At 73.0% G+C, this 18,887-nt stretch carries 14 protein-coding genes; 7 read left to right on the forward strand and 7 right to left on the reverse strand.

Features of this window, described 5'->3' with window-relative positions:
* Positions 1 to 196: 196 nt before the first annotated feature.
* Positions 197 to 6,829: a type I polyketide synthase gene (locus GA0070216_RS17610; RefSeq protein WP_091247126.1), complete on the reverse strand. Its 6,633-nt coding sequence runs from the start codon at positions 6,827 to 6,829 to the stop codon at positions 197 to 199.
* A 219-nt stretch (positions 6,830 to 7,048) separates the two neighbouring features.
* Here GA0070216_RS17610 and GA0070216_RS17615 point away from each other — a divergent pair, with 219 nt between their 5' ends.
* From GA0070216_RS17615 to GA0070216_RS17640, 6 genes are all read left to right on the forward strand, one after another.
* Positions 7,049 to 7,864, forward strand: a complete 816-nt coding sequence (locus GA0070216_RS17615; protein ID WP_218108227.1) for an AfsR/SARP family transcriptional regulator — start codon at positions 7,049 to 7,051, stop codon at positions 7,862 to 7,864.
* A gap of 176 nt (positions 7,865 to 8,040) precedes the next feature.
* On the forward strand, positions 8,041 to 8,862 hold the full coding sequence (locus tag GA0070216_RS17620) for a glycosyltransferase domain-containing protein (protein ID WP_091247128.1): 822 nt from the start codon (positions 8,041 to 8,043) through the stop codon (positions 8,860 to 8,862).
* Positions 8,859 to 9,557, forward strand: coding sequence for a class I SAM-dependent methyltransferase (locus tag GA0070216_RS17625; protein WP_218108228.1), 699 nt, complete (start codon positions 8,859 to 8,861; stop codon positions 9,555 to 9,557). Before GA0070216_RS17620 ends, GA0070216_RS17625 begins: the two co-directional genes overlap by 4 nt.
* Positions 9,558 to 9,695: 138 nt before the next feature.
* Positions 9,696 to 10,550, forward strand: coding sequence for a serine hydrolase (locus GA0070216_RS17630; RefSeq protein WP_091247388.1), 855 nt, complete (start codon positions 9,696 to 9,698; stop codon positions 10,548 to 10,550).
* A 122-nt stretch (positions 10,551 to 10,672) separates the two neighbouring features.
* Complete coding sequence (locus GA0070216_RS17635) at positions 10,673 to 11,623, forward strand: hypothetical protein (RefSeq protein ID WP_091247130.1); 951 nt, start codon at positions 10,673 to 10,675, stop codon at positions 11,621 to 11,623.
* Positions 11,624 to 11,744: 121 nt separating this feature from the next.
* Positions 11,745 to 12,614 (forward strand): NAD(P)-dependent oxidoreductase, encoded by an 870-nt coding sequence (locus tag GA0070216_RS17640; protein WP_091247132.1) that lies wholly within the window; start codon positions 11,745 to 11,747, stop codon positions 12,612 to 12,614.
* 79 nt (positions 12,615 to 12,693) lie between these two features.
* On the opposite strand, the gene GA0070216_RS17645 is transcribed toward GA0070216_RS17640, so the two are convergent.
* The 5 genes from GA0070216_RS17645 to GA0070216_RS17665 all read right to left on the reverse strand — a co-directional run bounded on the left by GA0070216_RS17645 (position 12,694) and on the right by GA0070216_RS17665 (position 17,352).
* Positions 12,694 to 13,365: a hypothetical protein gene (locus GA0070216_RS17645; protein ID WP_091247135.1), complete on the reverse strand. Its 672-nt coding sequence runs from the start codon at positions 13,363 to 13,365 to the stop codon at positions 12,694 to 12,696.
* Positions 13,366 to 13,535: 170 nt separating this feature from the next.
* Entirely contained in the window at positions 13,536 to 13,955 is a 420-nt protein-coding gene (locus GA0070216_RS17650) for a hypothetical protein (protein ID WP_091247137.1), read from the reverse strand.
* A gap of 301 nt (positions 13,956 to 14,256) precedes the next feature.
* A complete protein-coding gene (locus tag GA0070216_RS17655; RefSeq protein WP_245722560.1) occupies positions 14,257 to 15,072 on the reverse strand; it encodes a fructosamine kinase family protein in 816 nt (271 codons plus the stop codon).
* Between the two features lie 176 nt (positions 15,073 to 15,248).
* Positions 15,249 to 15,830, reverse strand: coding sequence for a TetR/AcrR family transcriptional regulator (locus GA0070216_RS17660; protein ID WP_091247142.1), 582 nt, complete (start codon positions 15,828 to 15,830; stop codon positions 15,249 to 15,251).
* 13 nt (positions 15,831 to 15,843) lie between these two features.
* The gene (locus GA0070216_RS17665; protein WP_091247145.1) at positions 15,844 to 17,352 is read right to left on the reverse strand and encodes an MFS transporter; all 1,509 of its coding nucleotides are present in this window, start codon (positions 17,350 to 17,352) and stop codon (positions 15,844 to 15,846) included.
* Positions 17,353 to 17,483: 131 nt separating this feature from the next.
* Here GA0070216_RS17665 and GA0070216_RS17670 point away from each other — a divergent pair, with 131 nt between their 5' ends.
* The gene (locus GA0070216_RS17670) at positions 17,484 to 17,876 is read left to right on the forward strand and encodes a YybH family protein (RefSeq protein ID WP_091247148.1); all 393 of its coding nucleotides are present in this window, start codon (positions 17,484 to 17,486) and stop codon (positions 17,874 to 17,876) included.
* 125 nt (positions 17,877 to 18,001) lie between these two features.
* On the opposite strand, the gene GA0070216_RS17675 is transcribed toward GA0070216_RS17670, so the two are convergent.
* A complete protein-coding gene (locus GA0070216_RS17675; RefSeq protein ID WP_091247150.1) occupies positions 18,002 to 18,691 on the reverse strand; it encodes a FadR/GntR family transcriptional regulator in 690 nt (229 codons plus the stop codon).
* Positions 18,692 to 18,887: the final 196 nt, after the last annotated feature.

Here is an 18,887-nt window from a genome sequence, read left to right on the forward strand (position 1 = left end):
ACCACGCGACCGGCACGACGAGCGGTACCTGACGCACGACCCGGTGGCGGTGACCGGCACGCCCGCGGTCACCGCCACCGGGTCGTGTCGTATCCGACGGACGGCGACGCGGGCGACCCGCCGCCGGTGGCCACGTCGCGCGTACGGCGCGGCGCGGGCCGGGTCGTCCGGTGCACCGGCCACGGGCCGGGCCCGGTCAGTGGCGGCCGGGGTCGCCCAACTGGGTGAACACCTCGCCGGCCAACTCGGCGACGCTGTGGCCGCCGAGCATCTTCGCGATCGGCAGCATCATGCCCAGGTCACGCTGGACCCGGGTGCGGACCTCGACGGCCATCAACGAGTCCAGGCCCTGCCGCTTGAGCGGCCGCCGGGGGTGCACCTGCGCCGACGACATGCCCAGCACGTCGGCGAGCACCTGGGCGAGGTAACGCTCCACGGCGTCCCGGTCGGTCAGCGTGCCCGCCACCCCACCGCCCACCGCTGCGGGACCCGCCGCGCCACCGCCCACCGCTGCGGGACCCGCCGCGCCACCGCGCGCCACCGCGCTGCGCACGACTTCGGAGCCCGCCTCAGCGGTGCCCACGACCGCGGTGCCCGGCACCGTCGCGAGGGCGGCGTCCGCGGTGCCGGCGTCCGTGCGGTGTCCCGGGGACGGGCTCGTGGGCGTCGGGGCCGGCGGCGCCCACGGCACGGCGGGCGTCGGGGACGCCGGAACGGCGGGCGTCGGGGACGCCGGAACGGCGGGCGTCGGGGACGCCGGAACGGCGGGCGTCGGGGACGCCGGGACGGCGCCGGCTGTGGCGGGGGTGGGATCGGCGAGCAGGTCACGCAGCAGCGGCGAGGCCGCCGCGTCCGGATGCGCCGTCGCCCACCGCCGCCAGTCGGCGGGCAGCACCACGCCGTGGGTGGCGTCCCTGGCCAGCAGGAGGCGCAGGGCCTCGATGCCCTCCCGCGGGCTGAACGTGTCCATCCCGGCGGGATTGATCGCCCGGCCCTGCTGGTGCCCGACCCGCGCGGGCATGCCGACCGACCAGAAGCCCCAGTTCACGCTGAGCGCGGTCGACCCGGCGAGCCGGCGTTGGTCGGCCAGCGAGTCCAGGGCGGCGTTCGCGGCGGCGTACGCGCCGAGCATCGGGGAGCTGAGCACCGCTGATCCGGAGGAGAACAGCACGAAGAAGTCCAGCGGCCGCTCGGCGAAGAGCCGGTGCAGTACGGCCGCGCCGGTGACCTTCGGCCGTAGGACCGCCGACAGCACCCGGTCGTCCAGCTCGGACAGTGCGCCGTACTCGATGACGCCCGCCGCGTGCACCACGCCCCGGATCGCCGGGCCGTCCTGCTCGTGGTGGCGCAGGACCGCCCGCATCGCGTCCTCGTCGGCCACGTCGACCGCCTCGTACGCCACCCGCACCCCGTGCCGCCGCAGGTCCGTCAGCCAGCCTTCGCCGCCCGTCCGGTCGAGCGGGGTTCGCCCGGTCAGCACGATGTGCCGGGCACCCTCGCGGACCAGCCAGTCCGTGACCACCCGGCCGAGGTCGCCCAGCCCGCCGGTGACCAGGTAACCGGCGGCCGGATCGATCCGGACCGGCCGGTGCGGGGCGGCGACCTCGACCGGTGCGGGCGCGGTCAGGTCCGTCGTGGACACCAGCACCTTGCCGATGTGCCGGGCCTGCGCCAGGTGCCGGAACGCCCCGACCAACTCGGCAGCGGGAAAGACCCGGTGCGGCAGCGGTTCGAGCAGACCGGCCTGCACCAGGGTCAGGGTCTCCTCCAGGATCGCGCCGAGCCGACGCGGGTCGCTGAGCCCGAGATCCACCACGTCGACCACGAAGAACGAGGCGCCCCGGGCCAACAGCCGCAGGTCCAACCGGGTGCCCTCGACCAGGTCACGGCGGCTCAGCTCGACGTAGCGCCCCCGGTCGGCCAGCAGCTCCACGCTCCTGAGCAGGCCCTCCCCCGCCAGCGTGTTGAGCACCACGTCGACGCCCTCGCCCCGGGTGGCTTCCCGGATCTCGTCGGCGAACCCGGTGCTCCGCGAGTCGGACACGTGCGCGACGCCCATCATCCGCAGCAGCGCGCGCTTCTCCGGGCTGCCCGCGGTGGCGTACACCTCGGCGCCGCGCCAGCGGGCCACCTGCACCGCGGCCAGGCCGACCCCGCCGGTGGCGTGGTGGATCAGCACCCGCTCGCCGGGTCGCACCTGCGCCAGGTGCACCAGCGACTGGTACGCGGTGACCAGGCCGACCGGCACGGTGGCCGCCTCCTGCGGGGTGAGCCGGGCCGGACGTCGGCGTACCAGGTGCGCGTTGACGCACAGGTAGCTGGCGGCGGGCGTCTCCAGGGCGATGGCCACCACCTCGTCGCCGGGCCGCAGCCCGGCCACGCCCGGTCCGACCCGGGTGACCGTCCCGGCGCACTCACCGATCACGGTCGCCGGCCGGTCGGACAGGCTCGGATACATGTCCATGGCGACCAGCACGTCGCGGTAGTTCAGCGCGAGGTAGTCGGCGCGCACCTCCACCTCGCCCGGCCCCGGCGCGCGGCGCGGCACCGGCACCAGGCGCATCCCGTCCAGCATGCCGGGCACGGTGGCCTGCACCTGGTGGGCGACCTCCGCCCCGTCCGGCCGGCGGGCGCCGACGGAGCTGGACCGCAGCCGCGCGGCGTACCGCCGGCCGCCCCGCAGCGCCACCTGGTCCTCCGGGCCGGCACCGGCCAACTCCCGGCCCAACGCGGCGGCGAGGTCGGCCGGCGACCCCGCCGGGTCCAGGTCGACCAGGGCGCAGCGCAGGTCCCGGTGCTCGTGGGCGAGCACCCGGCCCAGGCCCCAGACGGCGCCCTGCCACATCGACACGCTGCGGTCCGTGTCCCCCGCCCGGTGCGCTCCCCGGGTCACCAGTGTCAGCCGGGGCGGCTCGGCCAGACCGGCGTCGGCGAGCGCCCGCAGCAGCCGCAGGACGCTGGCGCAGCCGAGACGCTCGGCGTCCTGCGCCTGCCGTTGCACCGGGGCCGAGTCGTCGGGCTGGTCCACGTCCAGCGCCCAGAGGTGCACCACCTCGGTCGGCGCCAGGCCGTCGAAGTCGGCCCGCACGTCGGCGAGCAACCGGCGGTACTGCGCCGGTGCGGTCGGGTCGATCTCGTAGTGGTCGGCTGCCAGCCGCCGGTAGCCGGTGCCCGCGAACACCCGCACCTCGGCGTCGAGCGCGACGCCGACGCCGGTCCGGTCGGCGAGGACCAGGCGGCGGTCGCCCGGCCGCGCCACGTCGGGCAGCGCCGGCAGTGGCTGCCACCGCAACTCGTGGAACCAGCCGTCGGGGTCACGTACCGAGTCCGGCGGCTGGAGGTACTGCAGGCGCAGGCCGTTGATCTCCACGATCACCTGGCCGTCCGCGTCGGACACCACCAGGTCGCCGCAGACCGAGTCGGAGCGCCAGGCGGTGACCGCGACGGCGTGTGCCCACGCGGGCGTGCCGGGATCCGGGTGGATCGACAGCTCGTCGATGCTGCCCAGGACGAACGCCGACGACCGGTCGGCGGCCGGGATCAGCGACGCGAGCACCTGTCCGCACGCGTCCAGCAGCGCCGGGTGGCAGGTGTACCCGGTCGGGTCGACCCCGGCGGGCACCTGGATGCGGCCCAACGCCTGACCGTCGCCCACCCAGAGCTCCGCGATGCCCTGGAACGCGCCCCGCCACTCGTTGCCCCGCGCGGCGAAGCGCCGGTAGAAGTCCGCACCGGTGAGATGGTCGGGGCAGGCCGCCCGGATGGTGTCCAGCGGCAGCGCGCGCCGCCCGGCGGGTGGGGTCCGGGTCACCGTGCCGGTGACGTGTGTCGCCTCCGCACCGGTCACCGCGAAGTCCCAGGTGTCCGGCCCGCGCGGGGTGAACGTCGTGGACAGGGTGGGTGCCGGCTGGTCCGGGCGCAGGAACAGCGCGTCGACGTACCGGATGTCGCGCAGGACGGGCGTCTGCCCGCCGCAGATCCCGTCGGCGGCGGCGTGCACCATCTCCGCGTACGCCGTGCCGGGCACGACCACGGTGCCCTGCACCTGATGGTCGAGCAGGTAACGCTCGTGGGTCAGGTCGACGACCCGCTCCACCCGGTGCGGGGCCGGCCGGCCGGCTGCGGGCGGGACGAGCCAGTGCCGCTGGCGCTGCCAGGGATAGGACGGCAGCCGCACGTAGCGGGGCGGCGGCCCGCCGGACACCCGGTGCCAGTCGACGGGGCACCCGGCCCGGTGCAGGGCGCCGACGGTGTCGAGCAGGCTGGCCCGTTCCGGCTCGTCGCGGCGCAGGCAACCGACGGCGACACCGTCGGACCCGGCGAGCGCCAGGGCCTCCCGGATGGCCGGCAACAGGATGGGGTGCGGGCTGATCTCCACGAACACCGTCCCGTCCCGCCCGGCCAGGTGCGCCACCGCGTCACCGAAGCGCACCGGTTCGCGCAGGTTACGTACCCAGTAGGCCGCGTCCCACCCGGAGCCGTCGCACGGCGCGTCGTCCACGGTGGAGTGCAGTGGGGTACGCCCCGCGCGGGGCGCGATGTCGCCGAGGCTGGCCAACAACTCCTCGCGCAACTGCTCCATCTGCGGGCTGTGCGAGGCGACGTCCACCTTGACCTGGCGGCAGAACACACCGCGTTCTTCGAGGCCCGCGACGATGGCGGCCAGGGCCTGCGGATCGCCGGAGAGGACCGTCGAGCCGGGGCTGTTGCTCACCGCCACGCCCACCAGGTGCTCGTGGCCGGCCAGCGCGGCCTGCGCGTCGGCGACGGACAGCTCCACCGAGTACATGGCGCCCTGCCCGGCGACCGTCTTGAGCAGCCGACTGCGCCGGCAGATCACCGCACCGGCGTCGGCGAGGCTGAGCGCGCCCGACGCGCACGCCGCGGCCACCTCGCCCATGCTGTGCCCCACCACGTGGTCCGGCTCGACGCCCCAGTCGCGCAGCAGCGCGCACAGGGCGGTCTCCATCGCCCACAGGGTCGGCTGGATCGTGTCGATCGACGCCGGGGCGTCCGCCCCGCCGGTCAGCCGGTCCAGTAGGGACCAGCCGGTCTCGGCCCGGATCACCTCGTCGCAGCGGGTGAGCATGTCGCGGAAGACCGGCGAGCCGGCCAGCAACTCGCGACCCATGCCGTCCCACTGCGAGCCCTGGCCGGGGAAGACGAAGACGACCGCCGGCCGGCCGCCCTCCACCGGTGCCGACGCGGTGACGCCCAGCCGGGGCCGGGACTCACCGGCGGCGTACGCCCGCAGCCGCTCGGCCAGTTCGTCCGGCGACGTGCCGACGGCGGTCAGTCGGTGCTCATGGTGGTCGCGCCGGGTGGCCGCGCTGAAGCACACGTCGCGCAGCGGCAGTTCCCGCCCGGCACCGTCCGGTTCGAGAAAGCGTGCGTACCCGGTGGCGAGCGCGGCGAGCGCGGCGGGGTCGGGTGCGGAGAGCACCAGCAGCTGCGCCTCGTCCCCGTCGGCGCGGACCGGTGCGGGTGCGGGTGCGGCCGGTGGGTACTCACCGAGCACCACGTGCGCGTTGGTGCCGGAGATGCCGAACGAGCTGACCCCGGCCAGACCCGGCCGGTCGGCCTGCGGCCACGGGGTGCGCTCCCGCACCAGCCTAAGCCGCAGTCCCGCCCAGTCGACCGCGCCGGTCAGCTCCTCGGCGTGCAGGCTCGGCGGGATCTCCCGGTGCTGGAGGGCGAGCACCGCCTTGATGACCCCGGCCAGCCCGGCGGCCGCCTCGGTGTGGCCGATGTTCGTCTTGACCGAGCCGACCAGACACGGCGACCGCCCGTCGCGGCCCTCGCCGGTCACCACGCCGAGGGCACCCAGCTCCACCGGGTCACCGGCCGCGGTCCCGGTGCCGTGCGCCTCGATGTAGTCCACCAGCCCGGCCGACACACCCGCGTTGGCGTACGCCGCACGCAGCGTCTCTTCCTGACCTGGCTGGGACGGCGTGAGCAGGTACCCGCCGGACTGGCCGTCGTTGCCGACCGCGGACCCGTAGATCACCGCGTGGATGGCGTCGCCGTCCGCCTCGGCCCGGTCCAGCGGTTTGAGCACCAGCACGGCGACACCCTCACTGCGGACGAAACCGTCCCCGTGGGCGCTGCCGAACTTGCACCGGCCGTCGGCGGCGAGCATCCGGGCCGCGGAGAACGGGATGGTCTCCTCGGGTGAGAGGACCAGGTTCACCCCGCCGGCCAGCGCCAGTTGGGTCTCCCCGTTGCGGACGCTCTGGTAGGCCAGGTGCAGCGCCGCCAGGCTGGAGGAGCAGGCGCAGTCCACCGCCATGCTGGGGCCGCGCAGGTCGAAGGCGAACGACACCCGTCCGGCCAGGAAGCTGCGTGCGCCGCCGGTCGCCGCGTGCAGGTCCAGCACCGACGCATCGCTCAGCAGGTGCCCGTAGGCGGAGGACATACCGCCGATGTAGACGCCGGTGCGGGTGGTGGACAGCCGGTCGCGGGTGAGGCCGGCGTCGGCGAGCGCCTCAGCCGCGGTCTCCAGCAGCAGGCGCTGCTGGGGGTCCATCCGCTCCGCCTCCCGGGGCGCCACCCCGAAGTAGCCGGCGTCGAACTGGTCGATCTGGTCGAGGAAGCCGCCCCGGCGGCTGATGATCCGGTTCGGCGTGCCCGGGCGCGGGTCGTGGTAGGCGTCGATGTCGTACCGGCTGGCCGGCACCTCGGTGATCGCGTCACCGCCGCCGCTGAGCAGTTGCCAGAGCTGCGCCAGCCCGTTGGCCCCCGGGAAGCGGCAGCCGATGCCGACCACGGCGACCGGAGTCCCGGTCGGTTTCCCGGCCTGCGACTGTGCCGACTCGCCCCGTCCGGTCATCCGGCCCGCCTCTCTCGGCGTCGTGTGATGGCTGCAGCCCGAGTCTTCCGGCCACCACTAGGAAACGGCTTGAGAAACTGCGGACATCGATGGGCAGACACGCTAGCCTCTCGGTCGGGACCATCGGCGTGAGGTCCCATTTCCCCTTTTTTGCGGGTGGATATGGAAATTCGGATCCTCGGTCCACTGGTCCTCAGCCACGCCGGTCGCACCGTTGCGTTGACAGCACCCAAGCCGCGCAGTGTGCTGGCACTGCTGCTGCTCAACGCGGACCAGGCGGTGCAGGCATCGACGCTGATCCAGGACCTCTGGGGCGCGAATCCGCCGGTCAGCGCGCGGACCACGCTGCAGACCTATGTCCTGCAGGTCCGCAAGTGTCTGGGCCGGCTGCTGGACGCCGCAGTGACCGAGGTCGCCCGACGCCTGCTGGTCACCGTGCCCGGCGGTTACCGGCTAGGGCTCGACGCCACCGATTTCGACCTGCGGACCTTCGAGCAGCTCGCCACGACCGGGCGGCGCTCCCTCGCGGCCGGCGAGCACGTCGAGGCGGCGGCGCTGCTGATGCGCGCCCGCGACCTGTGGCGGGGCCCCGCGCTGGCGGACATCCGGGCCGGTGCGGTCATCGGGCCGCGGATCAAGGCGCTGGAACAGATCCGGCTGCACACCGTCGAACAGTGCATCGAGGCGCGGATGCGGCTCGGCCACCACCGGGACGTTGTGGCCGAACTCACCGCGCTGATGGCCGAGCACGAGCTGAACGAGAACCTGTGCGCGCAACTGATGGTGGCCCTGCACCGCAGCGGGCGACGGCAGGAGGCGCTGCTGGCGTTCCACCGGCTGCGGGTGACGATGGTCGACGAGTTGGGCCTGGAACCGTCCACCCGGCTGCGCCTGCTGCAGCGGGCGATCCTGGCCGACGATCCGGTGCTGGCGGTGACGCCGGACGCCGACGGACCGACCCGGCTCCTCGACCACCTCGTCCGTCGAGCGGCCCACGGGCGGTGGCCCGGGAAAGCCGATGACCACCGCGCTTGAGAACGGCTCGACAACAGCTCTCGTGGGAGGCAGGGACGGGTGGCGCTGCTCGACAGCGACCACCATGGATCGATAGTTTGGCAGCCGGTCGATCCCCGCCACGGCTCGGGCACCTGTCCGGCGCGCATCCGGTGTGGTCCAACGGCACGAGCCGCCAGCACGATTGGACGCCGTACATGAGGGTCATCACCATCGCCACCGACCTCGACCATCCCTTCCTGCGCAGACTGCTGGCGCCGTCCTGCGAGGCGGCGGGACTCAGGCTGGACGTCCTGGAGGGGAACCAGAAGGGCTTCCGGCCGAGGGACAAGCGCGCGTTGCTGACCGAATACCTCGCCGAGCAGGTGGCACCGGACGAGCTGGTGATGTTCACCGACGCGTACGACACGCTCTTCCTGCGGGGGGCGGACTACATCCGCACGACGTACGCGGGCTTTGCGCAGCGTGTCGTGTTCAGCGCCGAGTCGAACTGCTGGCCGCTGGGCAACGTCGGCCTCGCCCTGCACGACGGCCCGCCCGTGCGGCCGTACCCCTATCTCAACAGCGGTGGCTTCATCGGGCCCGCCGGTGACATCGTGGCCCTCAACACGAAGTATCCGACGCCCCCGAGCGAGCACTTTCCCCTCCTGGGTCGGCTGGGCACGCACGGCGTCGACACGGACCGGTTGCACGGAGCGAGTGACCAGTACTACTGGACGCTCGTCCAACTCCTGGAGCCGGACACCGTCGGGCTCGACCACGGCGCGGTCCTGTTCGAGAACTTCGCGCCGACGGTCGCGAACTTCTGTGAGCTGTCCCGCTGGACGAGCGACTTCCGCGCCCACGGCCGGCAGGCGGCCAGCTATCGACGGGAGCGTACGAGGCTCGAGTCGCGGTTGCAGTCACCCAGCGGGGCCGCCCAGGTGCACTTCGCCTCCGCCCTGGCCAAGACGGTGGTGCTCGACCTGCTCGACGAGGGGCAGCTGCCCTTCTGGTTGACGGAGGTGTTGCCGCGGTGAACGCACGGCCGGAATACGAGGAGCGCCACCGCCCGTCACTGCAGCGCAACGAGCTCCAGCGCAACGACCTGCTGGCCATGCAGGCACTGGCCCCGCTGTCGCTGACGTACCTGCCGTGGAGCGCGAGCGCCATGCGGCCGAGCGGGGTCGTCGCGGTGCTCAACGAGATCCTGGTGCACCAGCGTCGGTCCGTCGTCGAGTTGGGCAGCGGCGTCTCCACCTTCTACATCGGCCGCCTGCTGCGCCAGCGCGGCGGGCACCTGTGGACCGTGGAGCACGACGAGCGCTGGGCGAAACTGCTCGGTCGGGAACTGGCGAACGAGGGCCTCGGCGACGTGGTGACCGTGGTGCACGCCCCCCTGACGCCCGCTCCGTCCCGCTGGCCGGGCGAGGAGTCGACCTGGTACGAGCAGCGCGGCCTGACGGAGATGACCGCGGGTCGGACCATCGATCTGCTCGTCGTCGACGGGCCCCCCGCCTACCAGGCCACCCATGCACACTCCCGGTACCCCGCCGGTCCCTTCTTCGCTCCGCTGTTCGCCGAGGACTTCGCCGTCGTGCTCGACGACATCGACCGGCGTGGCGAACAGGACATCATGCAGCGCTGGGAACACGAGCTCGGCGTGACGTTCGAACACCGCCCCACCAACGGCCGGATCGGCATCGGCCGGCCCGGCCCGGCGTTCACCGTGTAGAGACCCCGCACGCTGATCCTGGCCGCAGACGCGGGCGCAGGCGACGCCCGGCGTGCCCACGCCTGACAGGCGTCCGGGCACTAGGGTCGACCCATGGTGCGGACGGAGATTCTGGTGCGGCAGGGCGAGGACTTCATCGTGCACGACGCCACCCGGACGCGATACCAGCTGGCCTCGGTGAGCAAGCAGTTCACCGCGGCCGCCGTGCTCCTGCTCGTCCAGGACGGCAGGCTGCTCCTCGACGATGTCGTGGGCCGGTGGATCGACGGGTGCCCGGAGGATTGGCGGGACATCACGCTGCACCAGTTGCTCACCCACACCTCGGGCCTCGGCCACTGGGACGACTATCCGATGATCGACCTGGCCCGGTGGGTCGAGCCCGACGAACTGCTGAAGACCTTCCACCGCGTACCACTGCGCTATCCGCCGGGCGGAGGCTGGAGCTACAGCAGCCCGGCATACGTGCTGTTGGCGCACGTCGTCGAACGGGTCGCCGACACGCCCTACCGGGTCTTCCTTGCCGATCGCCTCTTCGGTCCGCTCGGCCTGACCAGGACGTTCGCGGGCACCGGCGCGGGACAGCCCGACCTGGCGCCCGGCCATGACGCCGAGGGCCGGCCGTTGCCGACCTGGGAACTGGACGTCGTGGGCATGGGGGCCGGAGACGTGTGGTCGACGGCCGAGGATGTGTTGACCTGGACCGATGCCCTGCAGGACGGCCGGCTGCTGGGCGAACCATACCGGACGCTGATGCTCACCGAACGGGCGCGGACCGGCAGGGGACCCGAGGAGAGTGGTTACGGCTACGGCGTCTTCGTCGGCGAGCACGACGGCCGACGGTGGTGGCACCACAGCGGCCACAACGCGGGTTTCAAGGCGTTCACCGTCAACATTCCCGACCTGGGCCGTCGCGTCGTGGTCCTCAGCAACACCGAAGCGACGGACGCCGGCACCGTGACGCCGCTGCTCACGGGCGGCAGGCAACGCGAGTGACCGGTCGTCGCGATCCGGCGGAGTCCGCCGAAGACGGCGGGCGGGACAGTACCCACCTGTGGATGCCGGACGCCGACACGCGCCGGGGAAACACCGTCGGTCGGGTTGGTTAGCATCGCCCCATGATCGAGGAGCTGGTCCGGAAGGTGGCCGCCGGTGACGACGACGCGGTCGAGGAGTTGTCCCTGATCGCGGACACCGATCCGGGCAGGTTGACGCCCTACCTGGGCTCGCTGCTCGACCGGGACGTGCTGTGGCCGGGAAAGCTGTACCGGGCAGCCGACGCCGACGTGGTCCGTCGGATCGTCGAGCGCATCGACGGTGGCCGCACACCGGAGCAGCTCAACCATCTGCTGGTCGCCCTGGCGCACACCGCCCACCCGCTGGCCCAGAACGCCGTGCGGCGCTGGTCGGCCCAGCCCCCGGCCGGCGCGGACACGCTGCACGTCGGTGCCCTGGACTACGCGCGCGAAGGGGGCTGGACGGTCGACCCGCAGGGCCACCGACGGGACCTGTGCGGTGACACCGCGTACCGGTGGATCCTGCACGCGACGCCACGCCGGGCGGACACTCCCCCCTGTCCGTGGTGCGCCTCGCCGCAGTGGACCGCCGTGGACCTCGACACGGCGGACCCTGCCGTCGGCGTCGCGCTGGCGCACACCGGTTGGTCCGGCCGGCTGGTGATCGAGACCTGCTATTTCTGCGCCTGCTACACGACGCTGTACAGCCGGGTCACGCCGGCCGGCGGCACCGACTGGTGGAGCGGCAACACCCGCCCCGACCACCTCGGCCCCGCCGGGACGGAGGACCCGCCCGCGCTGGTGCCGGTACCCGGGGAGGTCCGGCAGAGCCCCTACCAGGCCAGCGCGTGGGACCGGGGCGGCTCGACGTTGGGTGGCCGGCCCGACTGGATCCAGGATGCCGACCACCCCGACTGCCCCGGTTGCCGGCAACCGATGGACTACCTGGGTCTGCTCGGCGGCGCGGATCTGGACGACTACGGCGAGGGCGCGTACTACCTGCACCTGCACCAGCCGTGCGGGTTCGCCGCGGTCAACTACCAGCAGAGCTGACCGCGGTCGGGACGAGCATCGACTCGGGCCGCTGCCGGAACGTCTGACGCCCCGGCACACCGCCGGGGGCAGCCCGGTACGTCCGGTCCTGCAGGGGCCGACCGTGGGCGAGGATGGCCCCATGACCGATGAGTTGACAGTAGGCGTGCTGGGCGCGGGCATCATGGGTGCCGCCATGGCCCGCAATCTCGTCCGGGCGGGGCACGCCGTACGCGTGTGGAACCGGTCGCCGGACAAGGCGGCGGGGACCGGCGCGACCGTGGCGGACACACCGGCCGACGCCGTACGCGACGCCGACGTGATCATCACGATGCTGTACGACGGTGCGACCGTTCGCGACGTGATCGGGCGGGCCGCACCCGGACTCAGGGCGGGCGCGGCCTGGCTGCAGACGACCACCGCGAGCCTGGCCGATGCGGCCGCGCTCGCCGAGGTCGCCGCCGAGCACGGGGTGGCGTTCTATGACGCGCCGGTGCTCGGCACCCGGCAGCCCGCCGAGGCCGGCCAGTTGACCGTGCTCGCCGCCGGGCCGCAGACCGGCCGGGAGAAGCTCGCTGCGGTGTTCGACGCGATCGCGGCCCGGGTGGTGTGGCTGGGTGAGGACGGCGCGCGGGGTGACGGCACCCGGTTGAAGCTGGTGGCGAACAGTTGGGTCCTGACGGTGACGCACGGCGCGGTGGAGTTGCTGGCGCTGGCCGAGGCGCTCGGCGTCGACCCGGACCGCTTCTTCGAGGTGATCAAGGATGGTCCGCTGGATCTGGGTTACCTGCACACCAAGACCGATCTTGTGCGGCAGGGCCGGTTGTCGCCGGCGAGTTTCGCGGTGGAGACCGCCGAGAAGGACGCCCGGCTGATCGTCGCGGCCGGTGCGGACCACGGGCTACGCCTCGATGTCCTGGCCGCCGGGGCGGAACGGTTCCGGCGCGCGACCGCGCAGGGTCACGGCGACGAGGACATGGCGGCGTCCTACTACGCCAGTTTCGTCCCGTGACGCCGGCGGGATGGCGGGTCGTTGCGGTGGTCCCTGCGGGTGACGGACGGGTGATCGGTGCTGCCCGGCCGGGCACCGGTCACCCGCCGGAGCCCTCCTCCGCACCGTCGGGGGTGAGGGCGCCATCGTCGTGGTCGCCCTCCAGGTAGACATGCTGGTGACCGTGGCCGGCATCGACGTTGATCTGATCAAGCTGGGTGGCGGCGACCGACCAGGCGGTGGCGGCCTCGGTGGCCTGCCGCTTGGCCAGTGCCGTCAGCGCGGCCCGCTGGGTGAGCGGCCCGGTGACGGCGAGCAGATACGACTCGACGGCCAGGGACGCCTGTTCCACGGCGCTGCGCAGCCCACCACGCGCCACATTGGTCGCGGTCGTGCCCGACGGCGGGTTGGCGAACGGCTCCGCCGCCCGCAGCAGGGTCTGCTGCCATTGGCGGACCTGCTGCGGGTCGGGTTGCCGGTCGGCGGGCGGGTCGGCCCGCAGGGCGGCGAGAACCGGGGCGACCTCCTCCCGGAGGCGGCGGGCCGTCGCCGTCAGCTCGGCGATCTGCTGGGTGTCCCGCTTCGCCTCGGCCTGGCGGATGTCGGCGATGGCCGACTCCGTGGCGTCCGGTCGACCGGCCGCGTACCCGACGATGCCACCCAGGAGAGCAGCCGCCAGCCCGACCGCCGCGACGACAACGGCGAGACGCGTCGGACGGCGTGGTTCGGGCGCGGACAGTTGGTACGAGGGCCTACCGGTGCGGCGCGACACGACATCTCCCTGCCTCTATGAAGCCTGGTCGCAGCCTAGCCTTCCGTTCCCACGCCGGTCGACACCCGCGCGCCGCCCACCGTCGCCTCGCGTCAGCGGCGCCGCCGCCGCGACCGGCCACCGGGCACCCTGTCGCCCGGGTGGCCGGCGTCGGTTCGGCCCCGGGCAAACTACCCGAGGTCCGGCCGGACGCCGACGTGGAAGTTGAAGACCGCACCGTTTCGGGTGAGGACGAGGTTCCACTTCCCGCCGTTCTTGAGCACCACCGGATTGGACGTCGGATACCGCTGGAGGAACCAGTCCTCCAACCGCTGCGCCTCCGCAGCGAAGAGCACCCCGATCTCCCCCACTTCCGCCGCGTGGTGCGGCTGCGGGTTGCAGCCGGCGTTGAACCGGTAGCTGGTGTCCCGGTTCCACCGGCCGCAGCCGAGCATCGTGACCGTGACCGGGCCGGACTGCTGGAAGGCCAGCTGCGGGACCGCAGGATCGGCGACGACCACGTCGGGTGACGTCTCCAGGGACGGGAACGGCACCGCCACCGTCTCGATGACGGCCTGCGACGCCCAGTTGAAGTCGACCTCGAATGACATGCCCGTTCTCCTGCCCGCAGTGCCCCGCCCGCCGGTCTGTCGCGACGGCACGTCGACGTTCCCCATCATCGGCCGGACCCGACGCCGGACAGCGCCGTTGTCCGCGCCCGGACACTGGCGGCCAACCGACAGCGCCCGGCGCGGAACCGGAACGGTGGGCCTGCCCGGGGCCCGCCACACCGGCCCGCCCCGGGAGCGTCCGACGCGGGCTCGACAGCGACTCACCGCCGGCCCCAGGTGGCCCGCCGTCCCGAGGGACCGGCCGGAGAGCCGTCGGTTCACCTGACCGACGACACCCCGGTCAGGCCCTCGCCCGGAACGGCCTCAGCGTGGCCCGGATCGTCTCGGCGGCGCCCCAGTCGTCGTCGAACTGGGCCAGCACCGCCAAGTGCTGTCGCAGCTGGATGACCGGCATACGGGCCGGCCAGTCGTCGTCGAGACCGGTCAGCTCGGCATAGACGTCGAAGAACCGGCGCGACTCCGGCGGCGGCGCCGTGGTCCAGAGATGGGCTAGGTCCACCTCGGCCCACGTGTACGACACCGCCGGGTCGATCAGCGCCGCCCGCCCGTCCGCAGTGGCCAGCACGTTCTGGGCCCACAGGTCGCCGTGCGTCAGGCAGGCCGGCCGGTCCGGCAACAGTTCGGGGAGCCGGGCACACAACCGTTGCAACGCGGCCCGGTCGGCGGGTTCGAGCGCCGACTCGACCCGAGGCTCGGAGAGCCAGCGGAGCAACCGGTGCTCGGCGAAGAAGGCGAAACCGTCGTCGGCCCAGGCGTTGATCTGCCGGCAGCGTCCCAACCAGTTGTCACGGTGCCATCCGAAGCGGCGATGGACGGTGCTGGTGTGCAGGTGGGCGAGCGCGTGGGCGAACTGCTCCCAGAAGGTCCGGTCGGGTGGCCTCGGGTGCAGCACCGACAACACGAGCACCTCGTGGTTCGCCACGATCACCTCGGGTGTCGGCACCCCGGCGAGGTCCCGCAGGGCCGTCAGCCCCTCGGCCTCCGCGACGAAGGCGGCGTCGTCACCATCGGGCGCTTCGGCGAAGGATTTGACGAAGACCGGCGGCGCGTCCTGGCGGTGGGCTATTCCGGCGAGCGCGGCAAGTCCACCGCTCACCGGCACAACGGTGACGACGTCGCGAATCCCCGCCCGCGACAACCGCTGCGCCAGAAGCTCTGTCGGGGACGTCGACAGTGGCCTCCTCCGGCCCGGGGCGCCTGCCGGACCTTGCGGATCCATGGGACCATCCCAGCACATCGGCCCCGTCGGGAGCGCTCGTGGGTGGTGCGGCCTCACGGGACGACGGTCTCCCACAGGTGCGGGTGCCGGGTCAGGTGCACCAGCCGCTCTGCCAGCCGTCGATGGGCGAGCGTATGCGTCGGGGCACCCCACAGGGGCGCGGTGCTCATGCCGTCCGCCGCCGCCACCACGAGCGCCAGCACATCGGCAGGCAGTCCGTCAGCGGCGAGTGCCTCCTCCAGCCGTTCCGCGTCGGCGCGGGCGAGTTCGGCGACCGCGGGCAGCGTCATGAGCTGAGTGACCAGCGCCAGCGACTCGCGTACCGCGGCGTCGTCGTCGGCGGGCCCCACGGCCGCGCGGAGGTAGGCCCGGGTCAGCCTTCCTGGTGCGGTGTCCGCCGGGTCCAGCGCGGCGTCGATGCTGGCCTGGAAGGCGGCGAGTTGATCGCGGGCCAGTTCCAGGATCAGCTCCTCCTTGCTGGCGAAGTGGTAGATCAGCCCGCCCTTCGACACACCGGCGAACCGGGCGATGTCGTCCAGGGAGGCGTGGATCCCCCGGGCACGCACGGCGTCCGCTGCGGCGTCCAGCAGGGCGCGTCGGGTGTCCTGCGGCGACCGGCCGGCTGTGCGTCCCACGGCGACACCGTACCTACGGCCGCGGCGTGCGCGGCGACGGGATCAGCGCCCAGGCCAGCACCGCCGCGGCGAGGGTCAGCACCGCCGCGACCGACGAGGTGACCTGCATGCCGGTGATGAACGCGTCGCGCGCGCCGGCAGCGGACTGTGGCGGCAGCACCTGCAGCGCGGATCCCAGCGAGTCACGGACCCGCGCCGCATCCCCGGCGGGCAGTCCGGCCGGCACGCTCACGTGGTGGCGGTACACCAGCGACAGCAGGGAGCCCAGCACCGCGATGCCCAGCACCACTCCGAGTTCGTTGGCGGTCTCGGTGATCGCGGAGACGGAGCCGGCCTTGCGCGGTGGCGCGGCCGAGATGATGGCGTCGCCGGTCAGCGTCATCGCCAGCCCGATCCCGAGACCGATGGGCACGAGCGCCAGACCGAGCCACACGTACGGCGCGTGCGCGGCCGCCGCCACCGCTGCCAGCCCGGCGGCGGCCAGGACCAGGCCGAGCGCGATGGCCCGGCCCTGGCCGAGCCGGGCCACGACCAGCGCGATGATCACGACCACGACGATCGAGGCCAGGGTGGCGGGCAACTCGGCCAACCCCGCCTGCAACGGGCTGAACCCACGGGCGAACTGCAGGTACTGCGAGAAGAAGAAGAGCAGCCCGACCAGCGCGAAGATGGCGATGACGTTGGCGACGACCGCCCCGAAGAACGCCCCGTTGCGGAACAACTCGACGTCGAGCATGGGCTGTGCCAGTCGCCGCTGGCGTCGTACGAACAGCACACCGGCGGCCAGGCCGGCCAGCAGGCACGACGCTGTCACGCCGTCGACGCCGGCCCCGACGACGTGCTTGATGGCGTAGACCAGGGGCACGATCGCCGTCATGGACAGCAGCGCGGAGAGCACGTCGAAGCGACCCGGTTGCGGGTCGCGGGATTCCGGCAGCAGCAGCAGGCCGGAGACCACCACCAGGATCATCACGGGTACGTTGATGAGGAACACCGAGCCCCACCAGAAGTGCTCCAGCAGGAACCCGCCCACGAGCGGGCCGATCGCCGATCCCGCCCCGAAGGCGGTGGACCAGATCGCGATCGCCCGGGTCCGTTCGCCGCTGTCGGTGAAGATGTTGCGGATCAGGGACAGCGTGGACGGCATCAGCGTCGCGCCCGCCACACCGAGCAGCAGACGCGCCCCGATCAGCGCCTGGGCGCTGGGGGCGAACGCGGCCAGCAGCGACGCCGCGCCGAAGGCCACCGAGCCGATCAGCAGGACCCGTTTCCGGCCGAACCGGTCGGCCAGGTTGCCCATCAGCACCAGCAGCCCCGCCAGGGTCAGCGAGTAGATGTCCCCGATCCAGAGGACCTGCTCCGCGGTCGGTGCCAGGCTCGCGGTCAGCGCCGGCACCGCCAGTGAGAGCACCGTCCCGTCGACGGCGAGCAGCAGCACCGCCGCGGCCAGCACCGCCAGGGCCGCCCACCGCCGTCGGGTCGACAACACCGGCCCTGCCGCCGCGGTGGGAACGGAGATCATGGCAGAACTGTACCGACCAGCCGGTACAGTTCGTCAGGGTGAGCTGCGGCACCACCTGCGCGGCAGAAAGGCCCGTCAGCACCGGGGGCGATCCGGCGACGCGCCCGCCGGGGGATGGCAGGGTGTGGGGCATGGACAGGACACACGTCGACCGTTGGCTCGCCGGCTACGAGCAGGCGTGGCGGACGCCGGGCACGGACGCGCTGGTCACTCTCTTCACCGAGGATGCGAGCTACCAGCAGGGGCCGTACTGGACGCCCGTCGTGGGCCTGCCGGCCATCGCCCGGATGTGGGAGAAACAGCGCGAAGGCCCCGACGAGGTCTTCCAGCTGACCAGCGAGATCGTCGCCGTCGATGGCGACACCGCCGTGTCGCGGCATGAGGTCCGCTACGGCGACCCGGTCGCGCAGGAGTACCGCGACCTGTGGGTCATGCGCTTCGCCGACGACGGACGCTGCCGGTCGTTCGAGGAGTGGCCGTTCTGGCCGGGACAGCAGCCGGCCAACCCGCCGGACGGGTCGTGACGCCTCCCCGCCGGGCGATCGAGCCGACGCGACGCGGCCCCCACCCCGACAACCAGGTCCGGAACTACCCGCCGTGAGGCATGGTTCGCCGTCGCGTCTGCACCCGCGCTGCGGGGACGACGAGTTCAGAGGGAATGGAGCAAGGCGAGCGTCTGCGTGAGCTCGTCCCGCAGCGCCCGTCCGGCCGCCCCGGCGTCCCCCTCCGCGATGGCGCCCACCAGCGCGGCGTGCCCCTCGTCGCCGTGGTTCGGGTCGTCGGAACGCAGGCTGAGCAGTTCCACCAGGTCGAGCAGCCGCCGCTGCAGCACCGGCACGAACTCGGTGAACAGGCCGGTGAGCACCGGGTTGTGCGCTGCGGCGACCACCGCCTCGTGCAGGGCGATGTCGGCCGCGACGAATTCGGCGTTGCCGGCGTTCGCGGCAGCACGACGCCGGGCCAGGGCCTCGTGCAGGGCGGTGACGTCGTCGTCCGTCCGACGCTGTGCGGCCAACTGCGCAGCTTCGACCTCGACGAGCATCCGGACCTCGTAGACATCGGTGATGGCCGCCTGGCGGAGCCGGGTGGACCAATCCTGCCGGGGTGTGGTCGCGATGACGAACACACCGGATCCCTGACGCGCCTGCACCAGCCCTGCCCCGGAGAGGGCTCGCAGGGCCTCCCGGACGGTCGAACGCCCCACACCGAGGGACTCGGCCAGGGTGGTCTCGCCGGGGAGCTTCGTCCCCACGGCCCACGCACCACCGGTGATCTGCTCGCGCAGGCGGTCGGTGGCCTGCTCGACCAGCGGGGACGGCCGCAGGGCGCCTAGCGACATGTGAGATCACCCTTCTATACCTCTCAGGTTGTCTGAGGACCTGAGCTGTTGTTACAGTACGGCACATGTTGCCGTACGAGCATCTCCTCCTCGGCTGCCGCTGCGGGGCCTGACACGACCGGCACCCCGTAGCGGGGCACCGGGCTGCGCCGGTCGCCGGATGGCCGACCGAAAGAAGTTTCGCATGACAACCTGC

This window comes from Micromonospora matsumotoense, from assembly GCF_900091525.1.
Lineage (GTDB): Bacteria > Actinomycetota > Actinomycetes > Mycobacteriales > Micromonosporaceae > Micromonospora > Micromonospora matsumotoensis.